The 4,816-nt window shown below is 39.8% G+C and carries 6 protein-coding genes; 3 read left to right on the top strand and 3 right to left on the bottom strand.

Features of this window, described 5'->3' with window-relative positions:
• Nucleotides 1–414, top strand: a 414-nt coding sequence (locus H5072_RS11920; protein WP_182693637.1) for a translocation/assembly module TamB domain-containing protein, incomplete at its 5' end; no start/stop codon positions are given.
• 32 nt (nt 415–446) lie between these two features.
• Nucleotides 447–1,352, top strand: a complete 906-nt coding sequence (locus H5072_RS11915) for a peptidylprolyl isomerase (protein WP_182693636.1) — start codon at nt 447–449, stop codon at nt 1,350–1,352.
• 519 nt (nt 1,353–1,871) lie between these two features.
• On the opposite strand, the gene queF is transcribed toward H5072_RS11915, so the two are convergent.
• Nucleotides 1,872–2,717, bottom strand: a complete 846-nt coding sequence (queF, locus tag H5072_RS11910; protein ID WP_182693635.1) for an NADPH-dependent 7-cyano-7-deazaguanine reductase QueF — start codon at nt 2,715–2,717, stop codon at nt 1,872–1,874.
• A gap of 59 nt (nt 2,718–2,776) precedes the next feature.
• Here queF and syd point away from each other — a divergent pair, with 59 nt between their 5' ends.
• Complete coding sequence (gene syd / locus H5072_RS11905) at nt 2,777–3,316, top strand: SecY-interacting protein (protein ID WP_182693634.1); 540 nt, start codon at nt 2,777–2,779, stop codon at nt 3,314–3,316.
• A gap of 424 nt (nt 3,317–3,740) precedes the next feature.
• Here the strand turns inward: syd and H5072_RS11900 are convergent, their stop codons facing one another.
• Both H5072_RS11900 and H5072_RS11895 read right to left on the bottom strand, forming a co-directional pair.
• Entirely contained in the window at nt 3,741–4,514 is a 774-nt protein-coding gene (locus H5072_RS11900) for a Zn-ribbon-containing protein (RefSeq protein WP_002958242.1), read from the bottom strand.
• A gap of 13 nt (nt 4,515–4,527) precedes the next feature.
• Complete coding sequence (locus H5072_RS11895) at nt 4,528–4,794, bottom strand: hypothetical protein (RefSeq protein WP_007378199.1); 267 nt, start codon at nt 4,792–4,794, stop codon at nt 4,528–4,530.
• Nucleotides 4,795–4,816 lie beyond the last annotated feature (22 nt).

Raw genomic sequence — 4,816 nt, 5'->3', positions numbered from 1 at the left:
GAACAACCAACGCTCAAAATATTTTCTGAGCCTGCGATGGATCAAGCTCAAGCACTTGCATATTTACTTAATGGCCAACCTTTGGGTGACGGGGAAAGTTCGTCAAGCGATGCTATGCTCACACAGTTATTACTTTCTCAAGGGGTTAGCCGCAGCGAAGGGGTTGTTTCTAAGGTGGGTGAAACCTTTGGGTTATCAGATGTAAGTTTAAGCTCATCTGGTAGTGGCGATAGCACCAAAGTAGAAATATCAGGTTACGTAGCACCCAGCTTACAAGTTAAATATAGCGTGGGTGTATTTGATTCGCTCAGTGAGGTGGCTGTGCGATATCAGTTACTTTCACAGTTATACATAGAAATAACGAGCGGCCTATACCAAAATGTTGATGTGCTATATAAGTTTGATTGGGAATAACCAAAACTATAATAATTATAAGGATATGAGTGATGAAAAAAATTATATTGCCAGCTCTGCTTAGTGTTTTATTGAGCGGTTGTGCTCAACAACTAGGTGATGATGTTGCTAAACAAGAGCTACCTTTATTGAGCGCGAGTGAGGTAATTGCTAGTGCAACAGATAATAACTGGCGAGTAGTGGATGCTCAAAATATTTTAAAGGTAACGCTGCCAACGGGCGATGCGTATATTGAGCTTAATGAACAACTTGCCCCAAAGCACGTTCAAAATATTAAAAAGTTAGCACGAGAAGGGTTTTATAAAAATACCAGCGTTTATCGGTTTGTTGAGGGTTTTGTAGCGCAAGGTGGCGACAGCTTGGGTAAAAAGTTAATTAAAACGGCAGATAAAACAGTCCCTGCTGAGTTTTATTTAACAACAAACAAACCACTTTTAATTACTGAGCTAAATGGCGACGGATATGCACCAGTTACCGGCTTTTTAAACGGCTTTGCAGTAGCTCAAAACTCAGCACATACGCAAACATGGCAAGTGCATTGTAGTGGCGTGTTTGCCATGGCGCGCGACAACGATATAAACAGTGCGAGTACGGAGTTTTTTGTAACAATAGGGCAAGGCCCGCGCTACCTTGATAAAAATATTACGGTGTTTGGTCGAGTGCTCGAAGGTATAGAGCATTTTAACCGTTTAGCGCGTACACCAAGTGAAGGTAAAGCATTTAACCCAATTACCAATATACAAGTACTTGGTGATGTACAAAGCGATAAAAGTATATTTAAAGTGATGAAAACAAACTCGGCTGTGTTTAAAAACTTAATCAGTGCTCGTAAAAACCGTGTTGAACCTTGGTTTGTTAAAGCACATAACTACGTTGATGTGTGTGGTATGCCCATACCTACTAAGCGCGAAGTTATACCAATTCCAATAAATAGCTGATCTATTTTACTTGCTATAACAACCCATTTCTTTGTTGTAAATTTCACAAAGGGAACAACCATTTACATCAATTTACGCCTAGAACTGAATTGTTTTTTCTGCGTAAAATTTAGATCACATACTTAATGGAATTGGTATTAATTAAAGAATGTAAAAAAGGAGGCTAGGCTCCTTTTTTAATACTAGGGTCTGTTGATCTTTGCGGATTGAAATTTGTTCAATCTAGGGGCTATTTAATCGCGGCGCGAGGTTTGTAACCTAGTGGGCTCGATAACTGCTCCTGCGTTATTCTACTGGTTTACATCCATGTAAGAATAAGTAAAAACCGAGCAACAAAGAGTGAATAGCCCCTAGGCAGAACCCTTTGGGCAACTCCTGTTTGGCATTAATGCTACGTTATCGTCTATTTATGGGGAACAACCACACTACTTAGGCTCTGCCTTGCCTAAATACTAAATAGACTGCTGCAAATTTAACCTTGAAAGGTCAACAGACCCTAATATTCCAGTTTAAAATAACCTACTGACGATTAATTTTAACGGCAAATGGCGTATCGTTATAGTGCGTAGAGCGATACGGGTTTATATCAAGCCCGCCGCGACGAGTATAACGCGCGTAAACCTCTAACTCTTTAATATTAAGTTGCGTGGTTAAATCGCTATAAATACGCTCAACACATTGCTCATGAAATTCGTTATGCGTTCTGAACGAAATTAAATAACGTAGTAACGACTCGCGACATATTTGCTCGCCTGTGTATCGTATAATCACACTTGCCCAGTCAGGCTGGGAGGTAATTAAACAGTTTGACTTGAGTAAATGACTGTAGAGCGTCTCAGTTACTACGTGATCACTTTTTGCTTTAAGTGAATTAGCATCAATATCGTAATTATTAATTTCAATATCTAAGTCATCAATACTTTCACCTGGTAGCGCCGTACACGGTAAGCAATTGTAATCATCAGGATTATATAAAGTCACTTTGACAGGACTGTTAACCGCGTTTGATAAGTCATCAATTAAATGCTGTTTTACTACATCGATGCTTTCAAATCGGGTTTGGTTAAAGCTATTCAAATAGAGTTTAAACGACTTTGATTCAATAATATGGCTGCTTTGGCACTCAAAGGTAAATAAGGCCACGGCAACTTGGGGTTTACCTTTAGTATTTAGCCATGAAAGCTCGTAACCTGTCCAAATATCTTGGCCTTTAAATGGAAGCTCTGCTTCGTCAATATTTAAAGCATCACGATTTAGTTTGCGCGCAATAGGGAAAAGCAAGCTTGGCGTGTACACATCTACATACTCAGTAGATTGGCCTAATACGCTACCTTTAAGGTCTGGAGAATTGCTGTAATCTGTCATGTTTGCTCTTAAATAGTTACAATGGGAACATTATATCTAATTTAAATGAGTTTCACAGTATGTCTGTTGCATTGCTTATAGAACAACTTCATCAAAAATTTAGCGAAAATACCCTTAAAAACACTGCAAAGTACCCACTTATTACACACGACGATCAATGGCCAAGCCCATGTGAAGTTGGTGAGGTTGACGAGCAAGGTAACATTCAATGGCAGGGCGCGCGTCAGCAACCTGCAGGTTCGCTTAATGATTTAGCCAGTGCACTTGAGCTTGAGTTTCCAAAAGAGCTTAGCGAGCTATATGGGAATATGTACGGTGGAAGCATTTCAGCAAGTATTGATGGGCATCAGGTTGAATTACTACAAGCATGGAACGAAGAAGACTTTAATTTGTTACAGCAAAATATAACGGGTCACGTTTTAATGAAACGCAAGCTCAAGCAGCCAGAAACAGTATTTATTGGTTTAACAGAACAAGATGATTTACTAGTGAGTGTATTGGTGCACACTGGTGAAGTATGTTTAGAGTTTGTCGGCAAAAAAACACACCATGTACTTGCACCTAACATTAATGCTTTTTTAAAGGCATTAGAGGTTTAAAACGTATTTAATAAATCAGCTTAGCGTCATCACTAAGCTGATTTTTAGAGCCATTACTAGGGCGTGTTGACCTTTCGTGGTTGATTTTGCAGCTGTATGTTTGGTTTTTAGGCAGGGCAGAGCCTATGTAGTGTAGTTACTCCCCATAAATAGGCGATAACGAAGCATAAATGCCAAACATGCGCTGCCCTTTGAGTTCTTTCTAGGGATGGTTTACTCTTTGTTGCCTACATGGATGTAGGTAAGGGGCGTGAGCAGGACGCGGAAGCTTTGCTCGGTTTTTACTTATTCTTACATGGATGTAAGCCAGTAGGGTAACGCAGGAGCAGTTACCGAGCCCACTAGGTTACAAACCTCGCGCCGCGATTAAATCGTCCCTAGATTGAGCAAATTTCAATCCACAAAGGTCAACACGCCCTAATGGTTACTGAAAATCCCACGATATATTAGACACTAAGCCACACGGCTCACACCTAAAGTCGAATAACCCAAACCACGATTCAGGCAATTTCCAGTCGCCATTACAACTAGGGCATTTTCGTTCAAGTTCAGACGCTTTATCTACGCCGCCTACACGGTATAAATAATAATAGGTTGGCTTTTTAGTTAAAAAACTAATTCGCTTTGTTATGTCTTTTCCGCGTCTATACAGGTCGCTTTGAATACTTGATATTTCTTCAAGCGCCGGAAATTCACAACGGGTTGCGCCATTAATTTGAATTTGATCGCAGGCTTGCCAATCTTCTTGCCATTTTATAAGCGTTTTATAGTCACCATTAGCAATTGCCGGAATACGAAATAGCGGCACAGGCAAAAAGTCATCACCACAATAAAGCGGGCTGCACGTATGCACATAGGTTGTATATAAAATATAACTTGATGGTTCTTTGCAGCAATCAGCGCCGTTGGAGTGAATATCTTGTCCGATCACTTTTACTTTTGGCGCAAGTAGCCCAGCACTATGTAACTTTTCGATACTGTGCTTAACAAACGGGCTGTTATTTAGCGGGTGCATTGCATCTTCAGTAGGGCACATTACGCGGGTAATAAAAAATCCATCTTTTAAAACGGTTGGAAATTCTTCCCCCATTATTTGACCATTAAAACGCAGTGCATTGACTAAGCGATTTATTGCTTGTTCGGCTTGTTCTAGGGTGGTGTCTTGGTAGCAATCAAAAGTTAAATCAACAACGAACATTTATAGTCTCAAATTATTTTTGTTCTAGCAGCGCAAGAAGTTTATCGAGTTTTTGCTCAATTCTATCTAATTGACTTGTTTTAAGCTCAGTATTATCTGACTGCTGTGGGTTTCTCATGAAGTTATTAATTGAATCAGGATTGTTTTTATATTGGCTTACTGCTGCAATAATCATCGGCATTGGAACCGGTTGCGCCAAACGGCTTTTAGTTAGTGCTACAGTAGGGGTTTTGCCTTCATCGAGAAGGGCTTTGATTGCATCAAATACAACTGAATTCATTAGATATATAACTCTTTAATAA

This window comes from Pseudoalteromonas sp. SR45-5 (assembly GCF_014163565.1).
Lineage (GTDB): Bacteria > Pseudomonadota > Gammaproteobacteria > Enterobacterales > Alteromonadaceae > Pseudoalteromonas > Pseudoalteromonas distincta.
The sequence above is the reverse complement of the archived record's forward strand: the minus strand, read 5'-3'. Positions and strand labels throughout refer to the sequence as shown.

Coding starts and splice junctions, on each gene's coding strand:
- H5072_RS11900 (WP_002958242.1), bottom strand. CDS start 4,514: ATGTTCGTTGTTGATTTAACTTTTGATTGCTACCAAGACACCACCCTA.
- queF (WP_182693635.1), bottom strand. CDS start 2,717: ATGACAGATTACAGCAATTCTCCAGACCTTAAAGGTAGCGTATTAGGC.
- H5072_RS11895 (WP_007378199.1), bottom strand. CDS start 4,794: ATGAATTCAGTTGTATTTGATGCAATCAAAGCCCTTCTCGATGAAGGC.
- syd (WP_182693634.1), top strand. CDS start 2,777: ATGTCTGTTGCATTGCTTATAGAACAACTTCATCAAAAATTTAGCGAA.
- H5072_RS11915 (WP_182693636.1), top strand. CDS start 447: ATGAAAAAAATTATATTGCCAGCTCTGCTTAGTGTTTTATTGAGCGGT.